Source organism: Kitasatospora sp. NPDC094016, assembly GCF_040304045.1.
Classification (GTDB): domain Bacteria; phylum Actinomycetota; class Actinomycetes; order Streptomycetales; family Streptomycetaceae; genus Kitasatospora.
In genome coordinates this window covers 69,375-94,336 of the sequence record NZ_JBEOUK010000001.1, presented here as the reverse complement: position 1 = coordinate 94,336, position 24,962 = coordinate 69,375, and the positions used below count along the sequence as shown (strand labels likewise).

At 72.8% G+C, this 24,962-nt stretch carries 22 protein-coding genes; 15 read left to right on the top strand and 7 right to left on the bottom strand.

The genetic code is table 11. From position 1 onward, the window contains the following. Window positions 1–101 precede the first annotated feature (101 nt). From ABT015_RS00360 to ABT015_RS00350, 3 genes are all read right to left on the bottom strand, one after another. Window positions 102–368, bottom strand: coding sequence for an ATP-grasp domain-containing protein (locus tag ABT015_RS00360; protein ID WP_350875660.1), 267 nt, complete (start codon window positions 366–368; stop codon window positions 102–104). 33 nt (window positions 369–401) lie between these two features. Beyond that, window positions 402–782: an ADP-ribosylation/crystallin J1 gene (locus tag ABT015_RS00355; RefSeq protein WP_350875066.1), complete on the bottom strand. Its 381-nt coding sequence runs from the start codon at window positions 780–782 to the stop codon at window positions 402–404. Window positions 783–845: 63 nt separating this feature from the next. Then, window positions 846–2,024: an acyl-CoA dehydrogenase family protein gene (locus ABT015_RS00350; RefSeq protein ID WP_350875064.1), complete on the bottom strand. Its 1,179-nt coding sequence runs from the start codon at window positions 2,022–2,024 to the stop codon at window positions 846–848. Window positions 2,025–2,141: 117 nt separating this feature from the next. Between ABT015_RS00350 and ABT015_RS00345 the strand changes: the two genes are divergently transcribed. Next, window positions 2,142–2,681 (top strand): GNAT family N-acetyltransferase, encoded by a 540-nt coding sequence (locus tag ABT015_RS00345; RefSeq protein ID WP_350875062.1) that lies wholly within the window; start codon window positions 2,142–2,144, stop codon window positions 2,679–2,681. Window positions 2,682–2,692: 11 nt separating this feature from the next. On the opposite strand, the gene ABT015_RS00340 is transcribed toward ABT015_RS00345, so the two are convergent. Beyond that, window positions 2,693–3,001, bottom strand: coding sequence for an AzlD domain-containing protein (locus ABT015_RS00340; protein ID WP_063349896.1), 309 nt, complete (start codon window positions 2,999–3,001; stop codon window positions 2,693–2,695). Then, window positions 3,001–3,858 carry an AzlC family ABC transporter permease gene (locus tag ABT015_RS00335; protein ID WP_350875059.1) on the bottom strand — a complete coding sequence of 286 codons (858 nt, stop codon included), beginning with the start codon at window positions 3,856–3,858 and terminating at the stop codon, window positions 3,001–3,003. The genes ABT015_RS00340 and ABT015_RS00335 overlap by 1 nt, the downstream gene beginning before the upstream one ends. Before the next feature lie 163 nt (window positions 3,859–4,021). Here ABT015_RS00335 and ABT015_RS00330 point away from each other — a divergent pair, with 163 nt between their 5' ends. Beyond that, complete coding sequence (locus tag ABT015_RS00330) at window positions 4,022–4,603, top strand: helix-turn-helix domain-containing protein (RefSeq protein ID WP_350875658.1); 582 nt, start codon at window positions 4,022–4,024, stop codon at window positions 4,601–4,603. A 21-nt stretch (window positions 4,604–4,624) separates the two neighbouring features. On the opposite strand, the gene ABT015_RS00325 is transcribed toward ABT015_RS00330, so the two are convergent. Next, complete coding sequence (locus ABT015_RS00325) at window positions 4,625–6,454, bottom strand: cholesterol oxidase substrate-binding domain-containing protein (RefSeq protein WP_350875057.1); 1,830 nt, start codon at window positions 6,452–6,454, stop codon at window positions 4,625–4,627. Between the two features lie 439 nt (window positions 6,455–6,893). On the opposite strand from ABT015_RS00325, the gene ABT015_RS00320 reads away from it, so the two are divergent. Continuing rightward, window positions 6,894–7,670, top strand: coding sequence for a carbon-nitrogen hydrolase family protein (locus ABT015_RS00320; protein ID WP_350875055.1), 777 nt, complete (start codon window positions 6,894–6,896; stop codon window positions 7,668–7,670). Window positions 7,671–7,835: 165 nt separating this feature from the next. Continuing rightward, window positions 7,836–9,242, top strand: a complete 1,407-nt coding sequence (locus ABT015_RS00315; protein WP_350875053.1) for a class II fumarate hydratase — start codon at window positions 7,836–7,838, stop codon at window positions 9,240–9,242. Window positions 9,243–9,345: 103 nt separating this feature from the next. Here ABT015_RS00315 and ABT015_RS00310 read toward each other — a convergent pair whose 3' ends face one another. Further along, entirely contained in the window at window positions 9,346–9,816 is a 471-nt protein-coding gene (locus ABT015_RS00310) for an SPW repeat protein (protein ID WP_063349890.1), read from the bottom strand. A 186-nt stretch (window positions 9,817–10,002) separates the two neighbouring features. Here ABT015_RS00310 and ABT015_RS00305 point away from each other — a divergent pair, with 186 nt between their 5' ends. From ABT015_RS00305 to ABT015_RS00255, 11 genes are all read left to right on the top strand, one after another. After that, window positions 10,003–10,575, top strand: a complete 573-nt coding sequence (locus tag ABT015_RS00305) for a PadR family transcriptional regulator (RefSeq protein WP_350875050.1) — start codon at window positions 10,003–10,005, stop codon at window positions 10,573–10,575. 153 nt (window positions 10,576–10,728) lie between these two features. After that, the gene (locus ABT015_RS00300) at window positions 10,729–12,429 is read left to right on the top strand and encodes an acyl-CoA dehydrogenase family protein (RefSeq protein WP_350875048.1); all 1,701 of its coding nucleotides are present in this window, start codon (window positions 10,729–10,731) and stop codon (window positions 12,427–12,429) included. 133 nt (window positions 12,430–12,562) lie between these two features. Further along, on the top strand, window positions 12,563–13,927 hold the full coding sequence (locus ABT015_RS00295; RefSeq protein ID WP_350875046.1) for an alpha/beta family hydrolase: 1,365 nt from the start codon (window positions 12,563–12,565) through the stop codon (window positions 13,925–13,927). Window positions 13,928–14,133: 206 nt separating this feature from the next. Then, the gene (gene hppD, locus ABT015_RS00290; RefSeq protein ID WP_350875044.1) at window positions 14,134–15,348 is read left to right on the top strand and encodes a 4-hydroxyphenylpyruvate dioxygenase; all 1,215 of its coding nucleotides are present in this window, start codon (window positions 14,134–14,136) and stop codon (window positions 15,346–15,348) included. 76 nt (window positions 15,349–15,424) lie between these two features. Next, window positions 15,425–16,675, top strand: coding sequence for a homogentisate 1,2-dioxygenase (locus ABT015_RS00285; protein WP_350875042.1), 1,251 nt, complete (start codon window positions 15,425–15,427; stop codon window positions 16,673–16,675). Then, window positions 16,672–17,610, top strand: a complete 939-nt coding sequence (locus ABT015_RS00280; protein ID WP_350875039.1) for a hypothetical protein — start codon at window positions 16,672–16,674, stop codon at window positions 17,608–17,610. Before ABT015_RS00285 ends, ABT015_RS00280 begins: the two co-directional genes overlap by 4 nt. Beyond that, complete coding sequence (gene fahA, locus ABT015_RS00275; RefSeq protein ID WP_350875037.1) at window positions 17,607–18,830, top strand: fumarylacetoacetase; 1,224 nt, start codon at window positions 17,607–17,609, stop codon at window positions 18,828–18,830. The genes ABT015_RS00280 and fahA overlap by 4 nt, the downstream gene beginning before the upstream one ends. A 304-nt stretch (window positions 18,831–19,134) precedes the next feature. Next, a complete protein-coding gene (locus ABT015_RS00270; RefSeq protein ID WP_350875035.1) occupies window positions 19,135–20,181 on the top strand; it encodes an enoyl-CoA hydratase/isomerase family protein in 1,047 nt (348 codons plus the stop codon). 151 nt (window positions 20,182–20,332) lie between these two features. After that, window positions 20,333–20,995, top strand: a complete 663-nt coding sequence (locus ABT015_RS00265; protein WP_350875033.1) for a GntR family transcriptional regulator — start codon at window positions 20,333–20,335, stop codon at window positions 20,993–20,995. Between the two features lie 195 nt (window positions 20,996–21,190). Then, the gene (gene aceE / locus ABT015_RS00260) at window positions 21,191–23,923 is read left to right on the top strand and encodes a pyruvate dehydrogenase (acetyl-transferring), homodimeric type (protein WP_350875031.1); all 2,733 of its coding nucleotides are present in this window, start codon (window positions 21,191–21,193) and stop codon (window positions 23,921–23,923) included. 171 nt (window positions 23,924–24,094) lie between these two features. Then, on the top strand, window positions 24,095–24,880 hold the full coding sequence (locus tag ABT015_RS00255) for an enoyl-CoA hydratase (protein ID WP_063349877.1): 786 nt from the start codon (window positions 24,095–24,097) through the stop codon (window positions 24,878–24,880). The last annotated feature ends 82 nt before the right edge of the window (window positions 24,881–24,962 follow it).

Here is a 24,962-nt window from a genome sequence, read left to right as displayed (position 1 = left end):
ACCCGGCCGCGCCCGCCGAGGGCGCCGCCGACCGCGCCATGCTCCACCGCCCGCCGTACCGCCCGGCGTCCACTCACCGAATGCCAGGTGTCCGCCGGGTGTCAGGCGGCCGTACGGACGAACCGGCGGTCGGCCTGGGCGAGTGCGGAGACCGGTCCGGCGGCGCGCAGCACGACGTCCAGGACGCGGTCCGGGTCGGCGGCGTAGCAGTGCGCGAACCACGGCAGATTCGCCTCGACGACGGCCCAGCGCTCGGCCGGGTCGTAGGGGTCCGCGATCGGGCCGGCGTCCAGGGCGACAGCGACGGGCAGGGTGTCACCGACTTCCGCGAGCAGGCGCCGGGCGAAGGCGCCGCCCTCGGCGGTCAGCGGTGCGGGGGCGAGCCGGCGTGGAGGGACGCGTCACGGCAGGGCCCGGAACTCGTGGACGACCTCGATGGGGCCGACGATGTTCCGGTTGAATTCCGGCAACTCCTCGGCTGGGACCCAGAGTTCGAGGATCGTGCGGCCGCCCGCCCGCTGCACCGGATAGCGGGCGAGGAAGGCGGTGTCGACCTCGAAACGGGTGACGTAGCCGACGCCGGAGGCGGGGACGTTCCAGTCGCGGGCGATGCGGATCGCGTAGTCCTCGTTGAGGACGGGGTAGAAGATCGGCTGCTCGGGCAGCCGGGGCGGCCAGGCGCGCCAGCCGGACGCCTCGACCAGGGCCAGTTCCTCGGGGCCGGTGGGGCGCCAGAGGGTGGTGGTCGGGGCGGTGCCGGGCGTGGTGGGCTCGCTGTTCACGGTGGGCACGGTAGCCGGGCCGCGACGGTCCCGGCCACCGGGTTTCCCGAGGTGGACGGTCTGTCAGTGGTAGGCGGACTCGCCGGTGATGGCCTCGCCCAGGATCAGGGTGTGGATCTCGCCGGTGCCCTCGTAGGTGAGCACCGACTCCAGGTTGTTGGCGTGCCGCAGCACCGGGTACTCGGTGGTGATGCCGTTGGCCCCGAGGACGGTCCGGGCGCTGCGGGCGATCTCCAGCGCCGTGCGGACGTTGTTGAGCTTGCCGAAGCTGACGTGCGGCGGGCGGGCCGCACCCTCCTCCTTGAGCCGGCCGATCCGCAGGGCGACCAGGTAGGCCTTCTCCACCTCCAGCATCATCTCGACGAGCTTGTGCTGAGTGAGCTGGAATCCGGCGATCGGGCGGCCGAACTGGATCCGGCTCTTCGCGTAGTCGAGGGCGGCGGTGTAGCAGTCGCGGGCGGCGCCGACGGTGCCCCAGAGGATGCCGTAGCGGGCCTCGTTGAGGGAGGAGAGCGGTCCGCGCAGACCGCTGACGCCCGGCAGGACGGCGTCGGCGGGCAGGACCACCTCGTCGAAGGCGAGTTCGCTCGTGACGGAGGCGCGCAGGGAGAGCTTGCCGTGCACGTCGGTGGCGGTCAGGCCGCGCGTTCCGCGCTCGACCAGGAAGCCGCGCACACCCTCCTCGGTCTGCGCCCAGACGACGGCGACGTCGGCGATGCTGCCGTTGGTGATCCACATCTTGCTGCCGGAGAGCACCCAGTCGCCGCCCTTGCGCACCGCGCGGGTCCGCATGTTCGCCGGGTCGGATCCGAAGTCCGGTTCGGTGAGGGCGAAGCAGCCGATCAGCTCACCCGCGGCCATGCCGGGCAGCCAGCGCTGCTTCTGCTCCTCGGAACCGAAGGCGTGGATCGAACGCATCGCGAGCGAGCCCTGCACCGAGACGAAGCTGCGCAGCCCGGAGTCGGCCGCCTCCAGTTCCATGCAGGCGACCCCGTACGCCACCGCGCCGGCGCCCGCGCAGCCGTAGCCGTCGAGGTGCATGCCGAGCACGCCGAGGGCGCCGAGTTCGGGGGCGAGTTCGCGGGCCGGGAAGACGCCGCGCTCGAACCAGTCGCCGATGTGCGGGCGGATCCGCTCCTCGGTGAACCTCCGGACGGTGTCGCGGATCAGCCGCTCCTCGTCGGAGAGCAGGTCGCCGACGGCGAGCAGGTCGGACGGGTCGATCCGGGTCGGCTTCGTCATCGAAGCTCCTTGTAGTGTCGGCGGGATACCGACGGGATCCCGGTCTCGGCGCGGTACCGGCGAGTATGTCGCAACCGCCCGGACGGTGGGCGGGCTCGAACGAGTGAGGAAGACGACATGGCGGGCGGGGCGTACGCGGTCGGTCAGGTGACGGCGGAGGAGTTGGACGGCGCGGCGGAGGAGCTCGCCGGGCTGATGGTGGACACCGTCCACGGTGGCGGGTCGATCGGCTTCCTCGCGCCGCTGGGGCGGGCCGAGGCCGTGGCGTGGTGGCGGGCGCTCGCCCCGGAGGTCGCGGCGGAACGGCTGCTGCTGTGGACGGTCCGGGCGGAGGCCGACGGGCGGCTCGCCGGGACGATCCAGCTGCGCCCGGCGGTGCCCGCGAACGGGCGGCACCGCGGCGAGGTCGCCAAGCTGATGGTGCACCCGTCGGACCGGGGGCAGCGGCTGGCCGGGCGGCTGCTGGCGGCGCTGGAGGAGCGGGCGACCGAGCTGGGGCTGCGGCTGCTGGTGCTGGACACCGAGACGGGCAGCCCGGCCGAGCGGCTGTACGAGGCGGCCGGGTGGACGCGGGTCGGTTCGGTGCCGGACTACGCGACCGACCCCACGGGGCGCGCGCACCCGACGACGATCTTCTTCAAGGCGCTGGGCGGCTGACGGGCCGCCCCTCACCCCACCCCGCACAGCCGCAGCAGCGCCGTCGTCGCCGCGCCCGCGACCACCACCGCCGGAAACGGCGCCCGCCGCAGCGCGAGCACACCGGCGACCAGGACGCCGGCCGGGCGGGCCCAACCGGCGAAGCCCTGGCCCTGGGTGAGGGCACCGGTGGCGACCAGGGCGACCAGCAGGACGGCCGCGGCGACGGCGAGCAGGTGCCGCACGCGCTCCGAGAGGGCGAGCCGGTGGCCGAGGAGCGGCCCGGCGAGGCGGAAGGCGTACGTCCCGACGGCCAGCAGCAGCACGGCGTACAACGGCATCATCGGGCTTCCTCCCGCTCGATCACCGGGACGCCCGGTTCCTCGACCGACGCCCCCTTCCGCGACTCCCGCGACTCCCGCGACTGCAGCGAGTTCTGCGGCTCCCGCACCTCAAGGCCCTGCCGCACCTCAAGGCCCTGCCGCACCTCGCGACCGTCACGCACCCCGCGACCGTCACGGCCCTCGCGCGTTCCGGGCCGCCCTGCGAACAACAGCCCGACGAGGGCGAGCAGGACGGGCAGCCCCGCCGGGACGAACGGCGTGGCCGCGACCGCGACGACGGCGCCGGCCACGGCGGCGGTGCGGACGCGGCGGTCCGCGAGCGAGGGCAGCACGAGGGCGAGCAGCACGGCGGGGAAGGCCGCGTCGAGGCCCAGCGCGTCCGTGTCCCCGATCAGCCCGCCGGCCAGGGCCCCGAGGACCACCGAGACGTTCCACACCACGAACAACGCCAGTCCGCAGAGCCAGAACGCGGCCCGTCGCCGTCGACCGTCGTCCTGCCGCAGGACGAACGCGGCGGTCTCGTCGGTGATCAGCTGCGCGCCGAACAGCCGCCGCCACCACGGGCCGGCGAGCACGTCGGCCACGGCGAAGCCGAAGGGCAGCAGCCGGGCGTTGAGCACCAGCCCGGTGGCGACGGCGGCGAGCGCACCGCCGCCGGACAGCACCACGCCGATCGCCGCGAACTGGGAGCCGCCCGCGAAGACGAGGACGGAGAGCGCGACCGGCACCCACAGAGGCAGGCCGCCGGAGGCGCTGATCGCGCCGAAGGAGGCGCCGACGAGCGCGTCGGCGAGGCAGACGAGAGCGATGTCCCGAAGGGTGGCATGCTCCAGTGTTCGGAGTAGCGAACGCATGTCCACCAGACTGAACCCACCGCCTCGGTTCGTCAAGGCGAACGATTGGACCGACAGGCCGAACGACGGGCAGGTGCGGACAGCCGCCCTCACGAGTGGCAGCATGAACGGCACCAGCCGCACGGGAGCCGGAGAAGGAGCCAGGAGAGCGTGAGTGGCAAGCATGAGTGAGCGGACCACCCCGAGCGCGGGTTCCGGCGCGGATCTGATCGGCCTGATCTCCGTCTCCATCCGGCGCGAGCGCGAACGCGGCGGACTGTCGATGGCGGAGCTGGCCCGGCGCGCGGGCATCGCCAAGTCGACGCTCTCCCAGTTGGAGTCGGGGGCGGGCAACCCGAGCGTGGAAACGCTCTGGGCCCTCGCCGTCGCACTGAACGTGCCGTTCAGCCGCCTGGTCGACCCCCCGCGCCCGGCGGTCAAGGTGATCCGGGCCGGCGAGGGGCCGGTGACCCACTCCGAGCGCGCCGACTACGCGGCGACCGTGCTCTCCTCCTGCCCGCCGAACGCCCGGCGCGACATCTACCGGATCGAGGCGCAGCCGGGCGAGACCCGGGCCTCCGACCCGCACATGCCCGGTACCGTCGAGCACGTGCTGGTCGGATCGGGCCGGGCCCTGGCCGGGCCGACGGAGGCCCCGGTCGAACTGGGCCCGGGCGACTACGTGAGCTACCCGGGCGATGCCCCGCACGTCTTCCGCGCGCTGGCGCCGGACACCCTCGCGGTGATCGTCATGGAGCACATCTGACGATCAGTCGGACATGTTCGGCTACTTCAACAGGCCGTCCAGGAAGGGGTTTCCGAACACCCGGTGCGGGTCGTGCCGGTCCAGGACGGCGACCGCCTCGTCCCAGCCCGGCCCGCCGCCGTCGCGCAGGCTCGCGGGAATGACCCGACCGATCAGGTCCGGATCGGACCAGGCCGCGTCGGCGGTGTACGCCCAGCCCTTGGACCACTCGACCCGCAGGCCCGCCCGGGTGCCGTCGAAGGTGCGCAGCAGCCACTGCTCCAGGTCGCGGGCGAAGCGCTCCAGCCCCGGGGTGCCGGGGAAGGCCAGGACGTCGAGCCAGACGGCGGTGTCCCACTCCGGGCGGTCCGCCCGAGGACGCAGCGCGGACAGCAACGGCGGCCGCGCGCCGGGGACGCCGGAGGAGGTCGGGTCGTCCACGCCGGTGACCCGGATCTCCACCGCGCCGTTCACCGGGAACTCCCCCCGGGACTGGTATTCGGCGAGCAACTTCCGGTAGTAGGCGGCGAATTCGCTGACCACCCATTGGAGGTCGGCACGCCTGGCGAGGACCGCGTAGCCGTTGGCGGTGACCCGCAGGGTGGTGGGCCGGACGTACTGCAGCAGGCTGCGCGACGGGCCCCAGAGGTCGGAGCGCAGGCCGCCGGCGAGCAGGTGGGTGATCAGGTCGCCGCTGAGCAGGTCGCGGAGCAGCCCGCCGGAGAGCAGGACGTCCGTGAGGTCGCCGGTGAGCGCCACCTTGGCGATCAGGTACTGGAGTTGGCCGAACAGCGGGGCCGATCCCCAGGCGCCGGCGAGGATCTGGCCGGCGAGCCGGGCGACCGGTTCCGGAATGCTGTCCGAGAAGGGGTAGTTGTAGGGCTGGTCGACGGGCAGGGAGCCAAGCGGCTTGGCCGGGGCGACGCTCCAGGTCTTCAGCCAGGGGTACTCGGTGTAGGCGAACCAGATCGCCTCGACCCGGCCGTCGCGCTCGACGAAGTCGGCGAGGGTGCGCGGGCCGCCACCGCCGAGCAGACCACCCAGGAGCCCACCGCCGCCCAGGAGCCCACCGCCGCCGCCTCCGGTGCCGGGGCGGGCGAACAGTTCGCCGGCCGGGATGTCGAGACGGCTGACGCAGCGCAGCGGGCGGTCCGCGCCGGCCCGCAGCACGACCTCGGTGAGGAAGGCGCGGCCCAGGTGCACCAGGAAGGCGGCGCTGTCGGCCTCGGCGCGCTCGAAGGTGCGCAGCGTGTAGCGGCCGGTGGCCGGGTCGAGGACGACGGCGGTGAGCCGGACGACCTGGTTGCTGACCGAGCCGTAGCCGTGCCCCTCCGGCCGGAGTTCGTGGGCGGCGGGTACGGCGGTGCCGTGGCCGCCGATGGCGAGCACCCCGCCGACGGTCAGTTCGCCGGGTGCCGGGCACGCGGTCAGGCCGAGGCCCCGGCCGGCCAGGTGGGCGAGCAGGTCCTCCATGGTGGCGCCGGTCTGGACCCGGACGGTGGTCGGCGAGTCGGCGGTCATCGCGGTGAGGTGGCGGCTGGTGTCCACGAGCAGGACGCGGGCGCTGTCCGGGGTCCCGTCGGCGACGGTGAGCGGCGCCCAGGTGTGCCGGTAGCCGGTGGCGCGCAGGCGCCAGCCGTTGGCGTGCGCCCAGTCGGCGAGCCCCGGCACCTCCTCGGGCGTGCGGGGCGCGCAGGTCCACAGCTGGTCGGTGCGGATCTCGCCGGACCAGTTCTGGAAGACCCGCTGGTACAGCTCGGTGCCGGCGGGCAGGCCGGGCGGCACCGGGGTGGCCGCCTCGGCGCTGTCCGGGCCTACGGTGCCGCGCAGCAGCCAGGCCGCGCCGCCCAGGGCGGCCGAGGCGCCGAGCATCTGCCGCCGGGTGAGCCCGCCGCCCCTGGCGGTTCCACGCCGCTTCCCTGGGTCCGTCCCCCCATGGTCTTCCGCGCCCCCGGCCATGCCCCGCCCTGTCGTCGTCATGAGTCCGCCCCCACTAGCCGGTCACCCACGCCGAGCGGCGGTGATGCCGCACAGCGATGATGCCGAGCAGCGGCGATCAGGGTGGGGCCGGCGTGAATCCGGCCCGGACAGGAGCGTACGAAGCGGCGTACGGCAGTTTGAAGCACTCCACTCAGCTATTCATCCATTCGGGTGATCATGCCCCGGGCCTACGGCCGCTCCCGGCGCAGCGCGGAGCGGTACGTGCGTCCACCCCGGCCGCCTCCCTCCCGGCTGCCACGCGAAACCCTTGTCCACCGCCCGGACCTGCGCATACGTTGATCTTTTCCACCTCGCGCCCGGAGGCACCGCCATGCCCGCACCCCTGATCGCCACCACCGCCGTCACCGCCGTCACCACCGCCGTCACCGCCACCATCACCGTGGCCGTCGCCCAGCCCGCCTGCGCCGACGCCGGCCGCCCGGACACCGTGGCCGTGAACGTCGAACGGCACGCGCAGGCGGTACGGGAGGCCACCGCGCGTCTGGTGGTGTTCCCCGAGCTGTCCCTGACCGGCTACGACCTGGCCGCGCCCGCGCTCGGCCCCACCGATCCGCGCCTCGCCCCGCTGGTCGCCGCCTGCGCCGCGACCGGCACGACCGCCCTGGTCGGCGCGCCGGTCACCGAACCCGGCAGGGGCGAGTCCATCGCCACCCTGGCCGTCACCGGTGAAGGCGCCGCCGTCGTGTACCGGAAGTCGCGGCTGCACGACGCCGAGAACGACCGGTTCACCCCCGGCGACGGCCCCGCCGTCCTGGAACTGGACGGCCTCCGGTTCGGCCTCGCGATCTGCGCCGACGCCGCCGACCCCGCCCACGCCGAGGAGACCGCCGCGCTCGGCATCGACGCCTACGTCGCCTCCACCCTGTACGGCGCGGGGCCCGCGCAGGCCGCCCGCCGCGACGGGCACCTCCGCGACCGCGCCGCCGCCCACGGGGTGTGGGCCGTGCTGGCCACTTCTGCCGGGGCGAGCGGCGAGCAGCCGCAGACCTCGGGCGGCTCCGGCTTCTGGGCACCGGGCGGCGCCCTGGTCGCCCAGGCCGGCACCGCGCCGGGCGAACTGGTCCGCGCCGAGCTGCCCCGGCGGTAACAGCGGCCGCAACCCGGCGGACGCGACGGGGGCGGCCCGGCGGACGCGGCCTGGTCGTCACCGTGGATGCGGCCGGGCGGAAATACCCGGGGCCCGCGCGCGGCTGTGGTGATCGGAGACCGCTCGGGGCCGGACCACCGGCCCGTTCAGGAGGTGCAGCGCGTGATGGGTGACGAGCAGGAGAAGCAGCGGGAGTACCGCGTCGAGCACGACTCGATGGGCGAGGTCCGGGTGCCGGCCGCCGCGAAGTGGCAGGCGCAGACGCAGCGGGCGGTGGAGAACTTCCCGGTGTCCGGCCAGCGGCTGGAGCGCGCGCACATCGCCGCGCTGGCCGGGATCAAGGCCGCGGCGGCCCGGGTGAACGCCCGCCTCGGCGTCCTGGACGAGGACACGGCGGCGGCGATCGCGGCGGCGGCCGAGGAGGTCGCCGAAGGGCGGTGGGACGACGAGTTCCCGGTGGACGTGTTCCAGACCGGTTCGGGCACCTCGTCCAACATGAACGCCAACGAGGTGATCGCCACCCTGGCCGCCGAGCGGCTGGGCCGCGCGGTCCACCCGAACGACCACGTGAACGCCAGCCAGTCGTCCAACGACGTCTTCCCGTCCTCGATCCACATCGCCGCCACCGCCGCCGTCACGCATGACCTGATCCCGGCGCTGGAGCACCTGGCGGAGGCTCTGGAGCGCAAGGCCGCCGAGTTCGCGCAGGTGGTCAAGTCGGGCCGGACGCACCTGATGGACGCCACGCCGGTGACCCTCGGCCAGGAGTTCGGCGGCTACGCCGCCCAGGTTCGGCACGGGCGGGAGCGGCTGCTGGCGACGCTCCCCCGGGTCGCCGAACTGCCCCTCGGCGGCACGGCGGTGGGCACCGGGATCAACACCCCGCCGGGCTTCCCGGCCGCGGTGATCGAGGAGGTCGCCCGCACCACCGGCCTGCCGCTCACCGAGGCGCGGGACCACTTCGAGGCGCAGGGCGCCCGCGACGCCCTGGTCGAGCTGAGCGGCCAACTGCGCACGGTGGCCGTCGGATTCACGAAGATCGCGAACGACCTGCGGTGGATGGGCTCGGGCCCGCGCACCGGCCTCGGCGAGATCAACCTGCCGGACCTGCAACCCGGTTCGTCGATCATGCCGGGCAAGGTGAACCCGGTGCTCCCCGAGGTGGTGCTGATGGTCGCCGCCCAGGTGGTCGGCAACGACGCGACGGTCACCCTGGCCGGCGCGAGCGGCAACTTCGAGCTGAACGTGATGCTCCCGGTGCTCGCCCGCAACGTGCTGGAGTCGGTGCGGCTGCTCGCCAACAGCGCCCGCCTGCTGGCGGACCGGACGGTGGACGGCATCACCGCCAACGTCGAACGGGCCCGGGAGTACGCGGAGTCCTCCCCCTCGGTGGTCACCCCGCTGAACCGCTACCTCGGGTACGAGGAGGCGGCGAAGGTCGCCAAGCGGGCGCTGGCCGAACGGAAGACCATCCGACAGGTCGTGCTGGAGCACGGCTACGTGGAACAGGGCAAGCTCACCCGGGAGCAGCTCGACGAGGCGCTCGACGTCCTGCGGATGACCCGCCCGTGACGGCTGCGGATTCCCGGTGACGGCCGCGGCTCCCTGACGACGTGCGCCGGGGCGCGGAGGACGGTTCGATCCTCCACGCCCCGGACGCGGGCTGTCAGTGACGTCAGCCCTTGGCGCGGCCGGCGCGGCCGAGTCGCATCGCTGCTCCGTTCGCCGTGATCGTGGCCATCGAGATCGCCGCGAGACCGAGCAGGAACATCACGGCACCGACGATGACGCAGGTGACGATGTTCCTGCCCTGCGCGGCCGATCCGGAGACGAGCCAGGGAGAGACGATCGTCCACGCGCCGAGCACGGTGGCCGCCCAGGCCCTCGCGTGGGTGCGCTCGTAGGCCGACCCGTATCCCGCCATCAGCACGCAGTAGGCCAGGCCGACGATCAGGCAGGTCACGGTCAGCGTGTTGAAGGCGGTGAAGCCGACGATCCATGGCGATGCCGCCAGGAAGAGACCGGCCAGCACGGCCAGGGCCTCCGTGGCCTGGGCGCGCGGGGTCGAGGTGATCCGCTCGTAGTGCTCCCGTAGTTCGACGATGTCCGGGTGATGCTCCATGCCCATCGGAATCTGGGTAGACACCGATACCACCTCCTATGGTTCGGAACATGGAGGGCGCTTGCCCCGTACCCATTCTGGCGCCTATCCGGCGATTTGCGCCTTTTGGCCGTAGATGCTCGATAACCATCCGATCACGGCGGTGACCTGCGTCTCACCACTGCGGACCATCCTTGCCTATGCAATTCGTTGCATAGCAGGATGCCGGACATGGCACTGGAGCACGCGATCCTCGTCTCACTGCTGGAGCAGCCGGGCTCGGGCTACGAACTGGCCCGGCGCTTCGACCGCTCCATCGGGCGCTTCTGGACCGCCACCCACCAGCAGATCTACAAGGTGCTGCGGCGGATGGAGGCCGACGGCTGGGTCGCCGCCGAAGAGGTCGCCCAGGACGGCCGGCCGGACAAGAAGGTCTACTCGGCGGCCGACGCAGGGCGGGCCGTGCTCGCCGGCTGGCTGCGCGAACCGGTCGAGCCGGAGTCCGTCCGACACGAGCTCGCGGTCAAGATCCGCGCCGCCGCGTTCGACGACCCGGCCGCGCTGATCTCCGAGGTCGAACGGCACCGCGAGAGCCACGCCGCCCTGCTCGCCCGCTACCTGCACGGCGAGCAGCGCGACTTCCCCGACCTCACCGCGCTCGACACCCAGCAGGAGCTCCAGCACGTGGTGCTGCGCGGCGGCATCGAGTACGAGCGGATGACCCTCGCCTGGCTCGACGACGTGCTCGCCACCCTGCACCGCCTCGCCGCGGATGACGGGTCACGGATGACGGGTGACAGATAACAGAATCTGAACGCTGAAATCTGAACTCTGTCAGTTGTCATCTGTCAACTGTTCGCTGTTCGCTGTTCGCCGCCACCCGCCGGCCACCACCCGCCGCCGCCTCACCCGCCTCCTCACCCGCCACCCCTCACCCTCGACCCCCGGGAGCCCGTGATGCTCTTCAACCCGCGTACGTACGACCCCGCGCAGTTCGACGAGCCGACCCGCCGGCTGCTGCGCGCGACCGTGGACTGGTTCGAGTCCCGCGGCAAGAAGGCGCTGATCGACACCTACGTCGACCGCACCTGGTACGCCGACTTCCTCGGATTCGCGGCCGAGGAGGGCCTGTTCGCGGAATTCCTGACCCCGTCCGCGGCCGACCCGGGCAAGCGCTGGGACACCTCCCGGATCGCCGAGCTGAACGAGATCCTCGGCTTCTACGGCCTCGGCTACTGGTACACCTGGCAGGTCACCATCCTCGGCCTCGGACCGGTCTGGCAGAGCAAGAACGAGGCCGTCCGGGCCCGCGCCGCGAAGCTCCTGACGGAGGGGCACGTCATGGCGTTCGGGCTCTCCGAGCGCACCCACGGCGCCGACATCTACTCCACCGACATGATCCTCACCCCGGACGGCGAGGGCGGCTTCACCGCGACCGGCTCCAAGTACTACATCGGCAACGGCAACGTGGCCGGCCTTGTCTCTGTGTTCGGCCGCCGCTCCGACGTCGAGGGCCCCGAGGGCTACGTCTTCTTCGCCGCCGACAGCCGCCACGACGCGTACCACCTGGTCAAGAACGTGGTGAACGCCCAGATGTACGTCAGCGAGTTCCGGCTGGAGGGCTACCCGGTACGCGCCGAGGACGTGCTGCACACCGGTCAGGCCGCCTTCGACGCCGCGCTGAACACCGTCAACGTCGGCAAGTTCAACCTCTGCACGGCCTCGGTCGGCATCTGCGAGCACGCGATGTACGAGGCCGTCACACACGCCCACAACCGGGTGCTGTACGGCCGGAAGGTCACCGACTTCCCCCACGTGCGACGGGAGTTGACCGACGCGTACGCCCGCCTGGTGGCGATGAAGATGTTCAGCGCGCGGGCCGTGGACTACTTCCGCACCGCCTCCCCCGAGGACCGCCGCTACCTGCTGTTCAACCCGATGACCAAGATGAAGGTCACCACCGAGGGCGAGAAGGTCATCGACCTGATGTGGGACGTCATCGCGGCCAAGGGCTTCGAGGCGGACACCTACTTCGACAAGGCGGCGAAGGACATCCGCGGCCTGCCGAAGCTGGAGGGCACCGTCCACGTCAACCTGGCGCTGATCCTCAAGTTCATGGGCAACTACCTGTTCGCCCCGAGCGACTACGCTCCGGTGCCGACCCGGCTGGACGCCGCCGATGACGCCTTCCTGTTCCGCCAGGGCGCGGCCCGCGGCCTCGGCGCGATCCGCTTCCACGACTGGCGCACCGCGTACGACCGCCACGCGCAGCTGCCGAACGTCGCCCGCTTCCGCGAGCAGGCCGACGGCTTCTGCGAGTTGCTCCTCGGCCACGCGCCGAGCAAGGAGCAGCAGGCGGACCTGGACTTCCTGCTGGAGATCGGCCAGCTGTTCGCACTGATCGTCTACGGCCAGCTGGTGCTGGAGCAGGCGGAGCTGACCGGCCTGGACGAGGACGTCCTGGACCAGATCTTCGACGCGCTGGTCCGCGACTTCTCCGCGCACGCGACCGAGCTGCACGGCAAGGCCTCGACGACCCCGGAGCAGGCCGCCTGGGCGCTGGCGAACGTACGCCGGCCGGTCGCCAACGCGGAGCGGGCCGCCGCCGTGTGGGCCCGGGTCGAGGAGCTGTCGGGCGCGTACGAGATGCGGCCGTAGCCGCCGCGCAGCGAGTGGAACGACCCCGGGGGTGCCGGTCAGCGGGCCGGCACCCCCGGGCTGCACCCCGCCCCGCCCCTCAGTGCCCCGCCCGACGCCGCCCGGACGTACCGTGGAACACGGAGGGCGCGTCATGCACGGCACCGGGACCCACTTCACCGACCGGACCGACGCGGGTCGGCGGCTGGCCGCCCGCGTGGGCCACTTGGGCGGCGCCGACACCGTGGTGGTGGCGCTGCCCAGGGGCGGGGTTCCGGTGGCCGCCGAGGTGGCGGCCGCGCTCGGCGCGCCGCTGGACATCTGCGTGATCCGCAAGCTCGGCGTGCCCTACCAGCCCGAGCTGGGCATGGGGGCGATCGGCGAGGACGGCGTCCGGGTGCTGAACGAGCAGGTCATCCGGCTGGCCGGGGTCGGCGACGACCAGCTGGCCGCCGTGGAGCAGCGCGAGCGCACCGAGTTGGAGCGCCGGGCCCGCCGCTACCGGGGCGGCCGCCCGCCCGCCGACCTGCGCGGCCGCACGGTGATCGTGGTGGACGACGGCGTCGCCACCGGCTCCACCGCCCGGGCCGCCTGCCGGATCGTCCGGGCCCGGGGGGCGGCCCGGGTGGTGCTCGCCGTCCCGGTGGCCCCGGCGGACTGGACGGAGCGCCTGTCCGAGGTCGCCGACGAGCTGGTCTGCGTCGGCACGCCGTCGCCGTTCTTCGCGATCGGCGAGTTCTACGGGGACTTCGCGCAGACCGGCGACGAGGAGGTCCTGCGGCTGCTCGCCGAGGCCGCCGACGGGCGGCGCGCGCCAGGGCCGGTGGGCGTGGACCGCGAGCTGGTGCTGCGCGCCGCCGGTGTGCGCCTCGCCGGCCGGCTGACCGTCCCCGCCGCACCGAGCGCAATCGTGCTCTTCGCGCACGGCAGCGGCAGCGGCCGGCGCAGTCCGCGCAACCGTCACGTCGCCCGGTACCTGAACCGCTCCGGGCTGGCCACGCTGCTGTTCGACCTGCTCACCGAGGCCGAGGAGCCGGACCGCCGCAAGGTGTTCGACGTCGGTCTGCTCGGTGACCGGCTGACCGCCGTCGCCGAGGAGCTGGGCCGGCTGGAGGAGACCCGCGACCTGCCGCTCGGCCTGTTCGGCGCCAGCACCGGCGCCGCGGCCGCGCTGCACACCGCCGCCGCCCTGCACACCGCCACCGCGCTCGGGCCCGCCGTCGGCGCGGTGGTCTCCCGCGGCGGGCGCCCCGACCTCGCCGGTCCCGACGTCCTGGGCCGGGTGAGCGCCCCGACGCTGCTCGTGGTCGGCGGCCTGGACACCACCGTGATCGACCTGAACCGGCGGGCCCGGGCCCGGCTGCACTGCGTGAGCGAACTGGCGGTGGTGCCGGGCGCGGGCCATCTGTTCGAGGAGCCGGGCACGTTGGACCAGGTCGCCGAGCTCGCCGGGGCATGGTTCCTGCGCCACCTCGCCCCGCTCGGGACCGCCCAGGACCCGGAGTCACGGGCCCCGTGAACCGGCCTCGATCGGCAGCACATTTTGCGCAGCCGAATGCGGGATTTCCTGATCAGCTTGTACACATTGAACAGTGAAATCGCGACCTGTTGCCCAGCCACCCGGACAGGAGCAAGCTCTCGGCCAGCCGCACCGCCCACCCGTTCGCGGCGCGGCCGCCTCAAGCGGACGCCTCGGAGCCGAGGCCAAAAGTGGAGGAACGACCGATGACCCCGCAGTCCCACGCCCTTGAGCTGACCCCCGAGGAGCGCGAGGCCGGTCTCGACGCCGACCAGCTGCGCCGCCTCGTCGGCCTCGTCGAGCACGACCCGGCCACCGACCCGTTCCCCGTCACCGCGCAGGACGCGGTCGTCTTCGTGGTCGGCAACGCCACCCAGACGGCCCAGTTCTACCAGGCCGTGTTCGGCATGGAGCTGGTCGCCTACTCCGGTCCGGAGACCGGCCGTCGTGACCGCAAGGCCTTCGTGCTCCGCTCCGGCTCCTGCCGCTTCGTGATCAAGGGCGGGGTACTGCCGGACAGCCCGCTGCTGGACCACCACCGCCGCCACGGCGACGGCGTCGTCGACCTGGCCCTGGAGGTCCCGGACGTCGACAAGTGCATCGCGCACGCCCGCGCGACCGGCGCCACCGTCCTGGAGGAGCCGAACGACGTCTCCGACGAGAACGGCACCGTGCGCCGCGCGGCCATCGCCACCTACGGCGAGACCCGCCACACCCTGATCGACCGCTCCCGCTACCACGGCCCCTACCTGCCGGGGTACATCACCGCGCAGAGCAAGGTCCAGCACCCGGAGGGCTCGCCCAAGCGCCTGTTCCAGGCCCTCGACCACGCCGTCGGCAACGTCGAGCTGGGCCGGATGGACGAGTGGGTGTCGTTCTACAACCGGGTCATGGGCTTCGTGAACATGGCCGAGTTCGTCGGCGACGACATCGCCACCGACTACTCCGCCCTGATGTCCAAGGTCGTCGCCAGCGGCAACCACCGGGTGAAGTTCCCGCTCAACGAGCCGGCCATCGCCAAGAAGCGGTCGCAGATCGACGAGTACCTGGAGTTCTACACCGGCCCCGGCTGCCAGCACATGGCGCTCGCCACCAACGACATCCTCACCACCGTCGACGTGCTGCGCTCGCGCGGCGTGGAGTTCCTCAACACCCCCGACTCGTACTACGACGACCCGGAGCTGCGTGCCCGGATCGGCAAGGTGCGGGTGGACATCAACGACCTGAAGTCACGCGGCATCCTGGTCGACCGCGACGAGGACGGCTACCTGCTACAGATCTTCACCAAGCCGATCGGCGACCGCCCCACCGTCTTCTACGAGTTCATCGAGCGGCACGGTTCGCTGGGCTTCGGCAAGGGCAACTTCAAGGCGCTGTTCGAGGCGATCGAGCGCGAGCAGGACGCCCGCGGCAACCTGTGAGTGCCGGGGAACTCTGAGCACGGTCGGGCGTACCGTGAGGACGGTCGGCTGAGCACGGTCGAGGAGGAGCAGGGAGATGGCGTACTACCGGCAGCTGGGCAGCATCCCGCCCAAGCGGCACACCCAGCACCGCACACCCGAAGGCGGGCTGTACTACGAGGAGTTGATGGGCGAGGAGGGGTTCTCTTCGGACTCCTCGCTGCTGTACCACCGGGGCATCCCCTCGGCCGTGGTGAACGCGGTGCCGTGGGAGCTGCCGGACCAGTCCACGGTGCCCAACCACCCCCTGCTCCCCCGCCACCTCAAGCTGCACGAGCTGTTCGCGGACCAGGAGTGGAAATCCGCGGACGTCGTCGGCAGCCGCCGCCTGGTCCTCGGCAACGGCGACGTGCGGATCTCGTACGTCGCCGCCGGGGCCCCGAGCGAGCTGTACCGCAACGGACTCGGCGACGAGTGCGTGTACGTGGAGTCCGGCTCCGGCACGGTCGAGACGGTCTTCGGCTCGATCGAGGTCGGCCAGGGCGACTACGTGATCATCCCGCGCGCCACCACCCACCGCTGGGTGCCGGCCGGGGACGAGCCGCTGCGCGCGTACTGCATCGAGGCCAACAGCCACATCACCCCGGCCAAGCGCTACCTCTCCAAGTACGGGCAGCTGCTGGAGCACGCGCCGTACTGCGAGCGGGACTTCCGCGGCCCGGTCGGCCCGCTGGTCGTCGACGCCGACGGAGAAGCTTCCGCAGACACCGCCGGGGGCGCCTCCGGGGGCACCTCCGGGGACATCGACGTGCTGGTCAAGCACCGCGGCCCGAACGGCGTCTCGGGTACCCGCTACACCGTGCCGCACCACCCCTTCGACGTGGTCGGCTGGGACGGCTGCCTGTACCCGTACGCCTTCAACATCCGGGACTTCGAACCGATCACCGGCCGGGTCCACCAGCCGCCGCCGGCCCACCAGGTGTTCGAGGGCAACGGCTTCGTGATCTGCAACTTCGTTCCCCGCAAGGTGGATTACCACCCGCTGTCGATCCCGGTGCCGTACTACCACGCCAACGTGGACAGCGACGAGGTCATGTTCTACTGCGGCGGCGACTACGCGGCCCGCAAGGGCTCGGGCATCGGCCAGGGCTCGATCTCGCTGCACCCCGGCGGGCACACCCACGGGCCGCAGCCCGGCGCGTACGAGCGCAGCATCGGCGTGGAGTTCTTCGACGAACTCGCCGTCATGGTGGACACGTTCCGCCCGCTGGAGCTCGGCGAGGGCGGCCGGGCCGGCGAGGACGGCAACTACGCCTGGACCTGGGCCGGGCGGGGGCCCGGGCGATGAGTGCCGCCTCGTCCGCCGCGCCCGACGCACCGGCCACCGGGGCGATCCCCGAGCTGTTCCACGGGCTCTTCGACGACGCCGCGGTGTTCCCCCCGGGGAACCTGCCGGTCGCCGAGGCGGTACCCGCGCACCGCGGGCACCGCGCGGCCTGGTACGCCGAGGCGGTCGGCCCGCTCCTGTGCGGGGCCGGCCGGCTGGGCGAGTTGGCCGCAGCGGTGGCGGGCGGTGCGGCGGTGACGTCGACCGGTGCGCCGGCTTCGGGCGGCGTGGCGATGGCGGGCGGCGCACCGCTCAGGGTCGGGCTCGTACTGCCGGGGGGCAGTGCCGAGCTCGGCCCGGCGCTCGCCGCCGCCGCGCCCTTCGAGGTGGCCGGCGTCGAACTCGCCGTCCGGGACGCCGCCGAGGCGGTCGCCGCCCTGGACCGGCTGCTGCCGCCCGACGTCCCGGCCGCCATCGAGCTGCCGCGCGAACTCCTGCGCGGCGACGGCCTGGGCGAGGTACTGGACGTGCTCATCGACAGCCCCTACCGGGCGAAGTTCCGCACCGGCGGGGTGGTGGCCGAGGCGTTCCCGGACGAGGAGGAGCTGGCCGCCTTCCTCACCGGCTGCGCGCTGCGCGGACTGCCGTACAAGTGCACCGCCGGACTGCACAACGCCGTCCGGCACACCGACCCGGCCACCGGCTTCGAGCACCACGGCTTCCTCAACGTGCTGCTGGCCGCGCAGGAGACCGACCGGGCCGCAGCAGCGGCGGTGCTGGCGGAACGCGACGGCGCGGTGCTGGCCAAGGCCGTCCATGCGCTGACCGATCGTCAGGTTACGGTGATCCGGAACTCGTTCACCGCGTTCGGCACGTGCAGCATCGCCGAGCCCCTGGACGACCTGGCCGCGCTCGGCCTGCTGCCGTCCACGTCACAGCCCCAGGAGGACCGTTGAGCACCACCCCCCGCAGCTGGCTCGCCAGCGCCCAGGACTCGCCGTTCGGCGTGCACAACCTGCCGTACGGCGTGTTCACCGCCGCCGACCAGCCCGGCCGGCGCCGGATCGGCGTGCGCGTCGGGGACTTCGTGCTGGACGCCGCGGCGGCCGCCCGGGCGGCCGGGGCGCCGTCCGCGCTGCTGGCCGCGGACTCGCTCAACCCGCTTCTGGCGGCAGGGCGTTCGGCCTGGACGCAGGTCCGGGCCGACCTCACGCGATGGCTGACGGACGAGTCCTACCGCGAGGCGCTGTCGCCCGCGCTGGTGCCGGCGGGCGAGGTGCAGCTGCACCTGCCGTTCGAGGTCGCCGACTACGTCGACTTCTACGCCTCCGAGCACCACGCCACCAACCTGGGCCGGATCTTCCGCCCGGGCTCGGAGCCGCTCACCCCCAACTGGAAGCACCTGCCCATCGGTTACCACGGGCGGGCGGGCACGGTGGTCGTCTCCGGCACCCCGGTGGTGCGGCCCCACGGGCAGCGCAAGGCGCCCGCCGACCCGGCGCCGTCGTTCGGGCCGACCCGGCGGCTGGACATCGAGGCGGAGGTCGGCTTCGTCGTCGGCACCCCGTCCGAGCTGGGCCGGCCGGTCGTCCTGGGCGACTTCCGCGAGCACGTGTTCGGCGTCTGCCTGGTCAACGACTGGTCCGCGCGCGACATCCAGGCCTGGGAGTACGTGCCGCTCGGCCCGTTCCTCGGCAAGTCCTTCACCACCTCCGTATCCCCGTGGATCGTCCCGCTGGACGCCCTGCAGCACGCCCGGGTCGCGCCGCCCGAGCGCGACGTCGAGCCGCTGGCGTACCTGGACGACCGCGGCGGCGAGCCGTGGGGACTGGACCTGGCGCTGGAGGTCCGGCTGAACGGGCACCTGGTGTCCCGGCCGCCGTTCGCCTCGATGTACTGGACGGCACAGCAGCAGCTCACCCACATGACGGTCAACGGCGCCTCGCTGCGCACCGGCGACCTGTTCGCCTCGGGCACCGTCAGCGGGCCGGAGCCGGAGACCCGCGGCGCGCTGATCGAGCTGACATGGAACGGCGAGGAGCCGCTGAAGCTCCCGGACGGCACCACCCGGACGTTCCTGGAGGACGGCGACGAGGTCACCATCACCGCCACCGCGCCGGGGCCGGACGGCGCCGTCATCGGGTTCGGCGAGGTGACGGGGCGGGTCCAGCCGTAGCCGGCCCACCGCCGCCGGCCGACAACTGACGGCGAACGGATGACGGATAACGGATAACAGGCGATAGATAACAGCTGACAGATTTCATCATCTGTCAGCTGTTATCTGTTACCCCCACCCCCTCCCCGAACTCCCCCTCGCGCGCCGAACCCACCGCGCCCACAGGCCTGCCCCACCAGTGGCGCGATGTCCTCGCGGCCCGTCGCCCGACCGGTCGGATGATCACGGTTCCGCGCCACCCCGGTACGGTGGACGACAGGAGTCGTCAAGACCGAGGGACGACCGGACGACGGGAACGCACCCGATGAGCGCAGAGGTGGCGGAGGTCCAGGTCTCCCTGGACGGCGGGGCCGGACGGATCGTGCTGCACCGGCCGCGGGCGCTCAACTCCCTGACCCACGGCATGATCACCACCATCCACGCGACGCTGGCCGAGTGGGCCGCGGACGACCGGGTGCGCACCGTCGTCCTGACCGGCGCCGGCGAGCGCGGCCTCTGCGCCGGGGCCGACCTCCGCGCACTGCACGACGACGCCAAGGCCGGCGGGGCCGGCACCCGGGCCTTCTTCCGCGACGAGTACCGGCTCAACTCACTGATCGCCCACTACCCGAAGCCGTACGTCGCGGTGATGGACGGCATCACCATGGGCGGCGGCATCGGCCTGTCCGCCCACGGCGCGGTCCGGATCGTCACCGAACGTTCCACCATCGCGATGCCCGAGACCCGGATCGGGCTGGTCCCGGACGTCGGCGGCAGTCGGCTGCTCGCGCTCGCCCCGGGCGAGTTGGGCACCCACCTCGGCCTCACCTCGGCCTCGATGGGCCCCGGTGACGCGCTGCTGTGCGGGTTCGCGGACCATTTCGTCCCCTCGACGCGGATCGCGGCGCTGCTCGACGCCCTGGCCGAGAGCTCCGACCCGGCCGCCGTCGTCGCCGCGCACGCCGAGCCCGAGCCGGGAGCCCCGCTCGCGGAGCAGCGCGCCTGGATCGACGCCTGCTACGCGGCCGACAGCGTCGGGGAGATCGTCGAACGACTGCTGAACTCCGGCGTGGCGGAGGCGAAGGAGGCCGCGGAGCTGATCCTCGGCAACTCCCCCACGGCCGTCACGGTGACCTTCGCCGCGCTGCGCCGGGCCCGTACGCTCCCCTCCCTGGAGGCCGCGCTCGACCAGGAGTACCGCATCTCCTGCGCCGCGCTGGGCGGGCACGACCTGGTCGAGGGCATCCGTGCCCAGGTGATCGACAAGGACCGCACCCCGCACTGGTCCCCGGCCGCGCTCGCCGAGGTCGGGGAGGCGGACGTCGCCCGCTTCCTCGCGCCGCGCGTGGGCGACGAGTTGGGCCTGGCCTGACCGGGCTGCGCCGCCGACCCCGCACCGCCACGCGTCATGAGCCGCACGTCATGAAGCACGCGTCACGCACCACGCGTCACGCACCACGCACCACGCGTCACGCGTCACGCGTCACGCGTCACGCGTCACGCACCACGATCAAGGAGCCCGCATGACCCGCCCGAGCCCTCCACCGCCCGCCGAGGACGCCGACCCGCTGTCCCGGGTGCCGCTCGGCGAGCAGGTGCGCGGACTGCTGCTGGAGGGCCTGCTGAACGGGCGCTGGCAGCCCGGCGACCGGATCGTGGAACGGCGCCTGGCCGCCGAGTTGAACGTCAGCCAGGCGCCGGTCCGCGAGGCGCTGCGCTCGCTGCAGTCGCTCGGGCTGCTCGACGCCGAGCCCAACCGGGGCGTGCGGGTGCGCGAGATCAGCCCGGCCGAACTGCGCGAGGTCTACCAGGTGCGGGCCGCGCTGGAGCGGCTGGCCGCCGAGTCGGCAGTCGTCCACCTGGCCGGGGACACCGCCGCCCTGGAGCGGCACGCGGAACGGATGGCGGCGGCGGCCGGGGCGGGTGACGCGCTCGGGCAGGCCCGGCACGGCGTGGCCTTCCACCGCGAGATCGTGGCCGCCGCCGGCAACGGGGCGCTGCTGCGGACGTGGGAGGGGCTGGGCGTGGAGGTGTGGACGGTGCTGTCGCTGCACCGGGTCCGCCCGGAGCTGCACGAGAACGCGGCCGACCACGCCCCGCTGATCGAGGCCTTCCGGCGGCGGGATCCGGAGGTCGGGCGGCTGCTGGCGGAACACGTCCTGGAGTACGCCGACCGCTCTGCCTGAGCGGATCCGGGCGGGGTCCTGGCCCGGAATTTCAGTTCGCATAAGGATGATCGATCATCGCTCACATTACCCTCCAGTAGCGGTTGACGCGCCGCCTGATCACTCCCTACCGTCCATAGAGACCTTCCATGGAGAGAAATGCCATTCCGCATCCCGGAATCGGCACTCTGAAGCACCGGCAAAGGGGAACCATCCGTGTCCCAGCTCGACCAGCTTCCCGACCACGACCCCGAAGAGGTCGCGGAGTGGCGCGCCTCCCTGGACGCCGCCCGCGACTTCGGCGGAGCGCACCGCGCCGCCCACCTGCTGCGCCGCCTCGTCGAACACGCCGAACTGCGCCGGCTCGACGTCCCGCCGCTCCTGGACACCCCCTACGTCAACACCATCCCGACCGGCGCCGAGCCCGAGTTCCCCGGCGACGAGGCGATGGAGCGCCGGATCACCGCCTGGAACCGCTGGAACGCCGCCGCCATGGTGACCAGGGGCAACCACCGCGGCGGCCTCGGCGGACACATGGCCACGTACGCGTCCGCCGCCTGGCTGTACGAGGTCGGCTTCCAGCACTTCTTCCGCGGCAAGGAAGCCGACGGCTCCGGCGACCAGCTGTACGTCCAGGGCCACGCCGCGCCCGGCGTCTACGCCCGCGCCTTCCTCGAAGGGCGCATCGGCGAGGCCCAGTTGGACCGCTTCCGACAGGAGGCCGGCGGCGACGGCCTGCCCTCGTACCCGCACCCGCGCCGGCTGCCGTGGTTCTGGGAGTTCCCGACCGTGTCCATGGGCCTCGGACCGCTGTCGGCCATCCACCAGGCCCGGTTCAACCGGTACCTGACCGCGCGCGGCATCAAGGACACCTCCGGCTCGCACGTCTGGGCGTTCCTCGGCGACGGGGAGATGGACGAGCCGGAGTCGACCGCCGCGCTCGCCCTGGCCGCCCGCGAGGGGCTGGACAACCTCACCTTCGTGGTCAACTGCAACCTCCAGCGCCTGGACGGACCGGTACGCGGAAACGGCAAGATCGTCCAGGAGCTGGAGCGCCAGTTCCGCGCCGCCGGCTGGAACGTCGTCAAGTCACTGTGGGGCGAGGCCTGGGACGACCTCCTGGCCCGCGACACCACGGGCGCGCTGGTGCGCCGGCTCGGCGCGGTGCCGGACGGACAGTTCCAGACCTACGCCGCCTCGGACGCCCGCTACGTCCGCGAGCACCTGTTCCAGGCCGCGCCCGAACTCCGGGCGATCGCCGAAACCGTGGACGACCGGCGGCTGTTGGAGATCGTCGCGACCTCCCGGGCCGGGCACGAACCGCGCAAGGTGTACGCCGCCTACCGGGCGGCGCTGGAGCACCGGGGCGCCCCCACCGTGGTGCTGGTGCAGACGGTCAAGGGCTGGACCCTCGGCCCCGGCTTCGAGGCCCGCAACGCCAACCACCAGATGAAGAAGCTCTCCGGGGCGGAGTTCCGGGCGATGCGCGACCTGCTCGAACTCCCCATTCCCGACAGCGCCCTGACCGGCGAGCTGGTCCCGTACGCGCACCCGGGCCCGGACTCCCCGGAGGCCCGCTACCTCCGGGAGCGGCGCGCCGCGCTGGGCGGCCCCGCGCCCGCCCGCCGGGTGCGCTTCACCCCGCTCCCCGAGCTGCCCGCGAAGCCCTTCGAGACGCTGCTCAAGGGTTCCGGCACGCAGGAGATCGCGACCACCATGGCGTTCGTCCGGCTGGTCAAGGACCTGATGCGGGACAAGGCCACCGGCCACCGCTGGGTGCCGATCGTCCCGGACGAGGCGCGCACCTTCGGCATGGAGTCGCTCTTCCCGAGCGCCGGCATCTACTCGCCGCTGGGGCAGACCTACGACCCGGTCGACCGCGACCAGCTGCTCCACTACAAGGAGTCGGCGACCGGCCAGATCCTCAACGAGGGCATCACGGAAGCCGGTTCGATGGCCTCGCTGACCGCCGCCGCGACCGCGTACGCCACCCACGGCGAGCCGGTGATCCCGTTCTACATCTTCTACTCGATGTTCGGCTGGCAGCGCACCGCCGACCAGATGTGGGCCCTGGCCGACCAGTTGGGCCGGGGCTTCCTGATCGGCGCCACCGCCGGACGCACCACGATGACCGGCGAGGGCCTGCAACACGCCGACGGTCACTCGCAGTTGATCGCCTCCACCAACCCGGCGGCGCTGTCCTACGACCCCGCCTTCGGGTACGAGGTCGCGGTGATCGTCCGCGAGGGCCTGCGCCGGATGTACGGAAGCAGCCCCCAACACCCGCACGGCGAGGACGTTTTCTACTACCTGACCGTCTACAACGAGCCGCTGCCACAACCGCCGCTGCCGCTGCCGACCGGCACGGATGCCACCGACATCACCGACATCACCGACATCACCGACGGCATCCTGCGCGGGCTGTACCGCTACCGCCCGGCGGAGCCCTCCCCGTCCGGCGACGCGCCGCGAATCCAGCTGCTCGCCTCGGGCACCGCCGTGCGCTGGGCACTCGCCGCCCAGCAACTGCTGGGCGAGGACTGGGGTGTGGCGGCGGACGTCTGGTCGGCACCCTCCTGGACGGAGCTGCGCCGGGAGGCACTGGACTGCGACGCGGCCAACCTGGCGCAGGCGGCGGCCGGTACGGGCGCGGCGGCGCGCGTCCCCTACGTGACACGGGCGCTGGCAGGGGCGCCCGGGCCGGTGCTGGCGGTCAGCGACTGGATGCGCGCGGTGCCGGACCAGATCCGCCCGTGGGTGGAGCAGGACTGGACGTCGCTCGGCACGGACGGCTTCGGCCTCTCCGACAGCCGGGACGCGGCGCGGCGGCACTTCGGCGTGGACGCCCAGTCGATCGCGGTGGCGGCGCTGGCCGCGCTGGCGCGCCGGGGCGAGGTCAAGGCGGAGACCGTCCGGCAGGCGGCCGAGCGCTACGGGGTCCGCTTCTGACCCCTGACGTCCCGTGTCCGGAGTCCCGGGCCCGGCTCCCCCAGCGGGATGCCGGACCCGTGACGACCGTCTCGCATACCAAGACTGGCGCGAGGCGGGGCTCGTCGTAGATCGTTGGATGGTCAGGGCGCGCCCGCGCGGCGCCGAGCAGCGGAATGGGAGTCAACGGCGATGACCGAGACCGAGACCTACGAGACGATCCTGGTCGAGCGCAAGGGCCGGGTGGGGCTGATCACGCTCAACCGGCCGAAGGCGCTCAACGCGCTGAACACCCAGCTGATGAACGAGGTGGTCGCGGCCGCCACCGCCTTCGACCGGGACCCGGAGATCGGCTGTCTGGTGATCACCGGCTCGGAGAAGGCGTTCGCGGCCGGCGCCGACATCAAGGAGATGCAGGGCAACCGGTTCCCGGACGTCTACCTGGACGACTGGCTGGGCCCCTGGGACCGGCTCGGCGCGCTGCGCAAGCCGGTCGTGGCGGCGGTGGCCGGGTTCGCGCTGGGCGGCGGCTGCGAGCTGGCGATGCTGTGCGACATCCTGCTGGCGGCGGACACCGCGAAGTTCGGGCAGCCGGAGATCAAGCTCGGCGTCATCCCCGGCATCGGCGGCTCGCAGCGGCTGACCCGGGCCGTCGGCAAGGCCAAGGCGATGGAACTGTGCCTGACCGGCCGGATGATGGGCGCCGAGGAGGCCGAGCGGGCCGGCCTGGTCTCCCGGATCGTCCCGGCTGACCAGCTGCTGGCCGAGGCACTGACGGTGGCCGAGACCGTCGCGGCGATGTCCACCCCGGCGGCGGTCATGCTGAAGGAAAGCGTCAACCGCGCCTTCGAGACGACCCTCGCCGAAGGCGTCCGCTTCGAGCGCCGGCTGTTCCACGCGGCGTTCGCCACGGCGGACCAGAAGGAGGGCATGGCGGCCTTCGCCGAGAAGCGTCCGCCGTCCTTCACCAACCGGTGATCTGGCCGCTGACGGCAGACGACTGACAGCCGACAAGTAACAGATAACAGCTAACAGATTTCGTCAGCTGAAATCTGTTAGC

Excerpts from the sequence above, each read along its gene's own strand:
- ABT015_RS00325 (WP_350875057.1), bottom strand. The coding sequence starts at position 6,454 with ATGCTCGGCGCCTCGGCCGCCCTGGGCGGCGCGGCCTGGCTGCTGCGC.
- ABT015_RS00345 (WP_350875062.1), top strand. The coding sequence starts at position 2,142 with ATGGCGGGCGGGGCGTACGCGGTCGGTCAGGTGACGGCGGAGGAGTTG.
- ABT015_RS00270 (WP_350875035.1), top strand. The coding sequence starts at position 19,135 with ATGAGCGCAGAGGTGGCGGAGGTCCAGGTCTCCCTGGACGGCGGGGCC.
- ABT015_RS00340 (WP_063349896.1), bottom strand. The coding sequence starts at position 3,001 with ATGCCGTTGTACGCCGTGCTGCTGCTGGCCGTCGGGACGTACGCCTTC.
- ABT015_RS00300 (WP_350875048.1), top strand. The coding sequence starts at position 10,729 with ATGCTCTTCAACCCGCGTACGTACGACCCCGCGCAGTTCGACGAGCCG.
- hppD (WP_350875044.1), top strand. The coding sequence starts at position 14,134 with ATGACCCCGCAGTCCCACGCCCTTGAGCTGACCCCCGAGGAGCGCGAG.
- ABT015_RS00305 (WP_350875050.1), top strand. The coding sequence starts at position 10,003 with ATGGCACTGGAGCACGCGATCCTCGTCTCACTGCTGGAGCAGCCGGGC.
- ABT015_RS00320 (WP_350875055.1), top strand. The coding sequence starts at position 6,894 with ATGCCCGCACCCCTGATCGCCACCACCGCCGTCACCGCCGTCACCACC.
- ABT015_RS00335 (WP_350875059.1), bottom strand. The coding sequence starts at position 3,858 with ATGCGTTCGCTACTCCGAACACTGGAGCATGCCACCCTTCGGGACATC.
- ABT015_RS00265 (WP_350875033.1), top strand. The coding sequence starts at position 20,333 with ATGACCCGCCCGAGCCCTCCACCGCCCGCCGAGGACGCCGACCCGCTG.
- ABT015_RS00315 (WP_350875053.1), top strand. The coding sequence starts at position 7,836 with ATGGGTGACGAGCAGGAGAAGCAGCGGGAGTACCGCGTCGAGCACGAC.
- ABT015_RS00280 (WP_350875039.1), top strand. The coding sequence starts at position 16,672 with ATGAGTGCCGCCTCGTCCGCCGCGCCCGACGCACCGGCCACCGGGGCG.
- ABT015_RS00350 (WP_350875064.1), bottom strand. The coding sequence starts at position 2,024 with ATGACGAAGCCGACCCGGATCGACCCGTCCGACCTGCTCGCCGTCGGC.
- ABT015_RS00285 (WP_350875042.1), top strand. The coding sequence starts at position 15,425 with ATGGCGTACTACCGGCAGCTGGGCAGCATCCCGCCCAAGCGGCACACC.
- ABT015_RS00255 (WP_063349877.1), top strand. The coding sequence starts at position 24,095 with ATGACCGAGACCGAGACCTACGAGACGATCCTGGTCGAGCGCAAGGGC.
- ABT015_RS00295 (WP_350875046.1), top strand. The coding sequence starts at position 12,563 with ATGCACGGCACCGGGACCCACTTCACCGACCGGACCGACGCGGGTCGG.
- ABT015_RS00330 (WP_350875658.1), top strand. The coding sequence starts at position 4,022 with ATGAGTGAGCGGACCACCCCGAGCGCGGGTTCCGGCGCGGATCTGATC.